At 39.0% G+C, this 1,558-nt stretch carries 1 protein-coding gene; it reads left to right on the plus strand.

The genetic code is table 11. The annotated features are described in order from the left end of the window. The first annotated feature begins 742 nt into the window (after positions 1-742). Positions 743-1,423 (plus strand): IS6-like element ISS1N family transposase, encoded by a 681-nt coding sequence (locus ABT063_RS52005; RefSeq protein WP_260309893.1) that lies wholly within the window; start codon positions 743-745, stop codon positions 1,421-1,423. Positions 1,424-1,558: the final 135 nt, after the last annotated feature.

Raw genomic sequence — 1,558 nt, forward strand, 5'->3', positions numbered from 1 at the left:
CTGACTTTGGGGATTTCTGTCGCCTTGATTGTGGCGATGCTGATTATGCTGAAGTTCTGGCGGAAGATGTGATGGGTGAGTGACTTGCTGCTGGGTGGGGGACTTTTTTGGAATGTGTATAGTTGAGCAGTTATGCTATTTTGAGCACCCTTCGGCTTCTGAAATACGCTCCGACGACCCTGACCCCGGCCACATAAGACAAAAAATCCAGTAGCGAACGTTTTTTGTTCGTTACTGGATTTTCTGCCTTATGCTCTGGGGTCAACCCGGGTCTTGTCACGTGTTGGTGATCTATTAGGTATCAACTATCTAGGAACGCATACCATGCGTAAAACAGGCGCTTATCGGGTCTATACCCAGTCAAACTATAATATTGGTTTAGTGATGCATTTATTAAACCATTCAAGTGAAGCCATGACCTTAACGTATCTTGGATTAGATCAAGCTAGTCGAGAAACGATGTTAGACCAAATTGATTTTGGGTAATGAATGTTTAGAACTTAGTAGTCGTCCAAAAACGACTACTTTTTTTGTTGAATCGTCCTTGGACGATTCGATGCTTTTGACTTGTAAGAACAGAATTGAATGAAGCCATACTGTTCGCATATTTTTAGTGGATGAACAAACAAAATACGAGAGATTTTTTGTTCGTTCATCCATGGTTTTAGGGGTTCTGTTGCAAAGTTTTCCAAAAAATCTATTTTAGTGTAAAATTGAGAAAAAAGACAGAGAGGACAGAGTAATGAATCATTTTAAAGGCAAACAATTCAAAAAAGACGTCATTATTGTCGCTGTTGGTTACTACCTGCGTTACAATCTAAGCTATCGTGAAGTTCAGGAATTGTTATATGATCGTGGAATAAATGTTTGTCATACTACGATTTATCGTTGGGTGCAAGAGTACAGCAAAGTCCTCTATTATCTTTGGAAGAAGAAAAATAGACAATCCTTCTATTCATGGAAAATGGACGAAACCTATATCAAAATTAAGGGACGTTGGCATTATCTTTATCGTGCAATTGATGCGGACGGCTTAACCTTAGATATCTGGTTACGAAAGAAACGGGATACGCAAGCAGCCTATGCTTTCTTAAAACGACTCCATAAACAGTTTGGTGAGCCGAAAGCAATTGTGACCGATAAAGCACCTTCTCTTGGCTCCGCCTTTAGAAAGTTACAGAGTGTGGGTTTATATCCTAAGACAGAGCACCGAACTGTGAAGTATCTTAACAATTTAATAGAACAAGACCATCGACCTATTAAACGACGGAATAAATTTTATCAAAGTCTCCGTACAGCCTCTTCCACGATTAAGGGCATGGAGACCCTTCGAGGAATATATAAAAAGAACCGAAGAAATGGAACGCTCTTCGGCTTTGCGGTGTCTACTGAAATCAAGGTATTAATGGGAATACCAGCCTAAATCATAGATACCGTAAGGGATTTTATTCTTTATTTAAAACTTTGCAACAGAACCCTATTATCTAAGGAAATCAAAGTATTAATGGGAACACCTACTTAATAAGGTTAGACTGTCATTTTAATATTTAAATGGCGC

Source organism: Streptomyces sp. NPDC002838, assembly GCF_040295365.1.
Classification (GTDB): Bacteria; Actinomycetota; Actinomycetes; order Streptomycetales; family Streptomycetaceae; genus Streptomyces.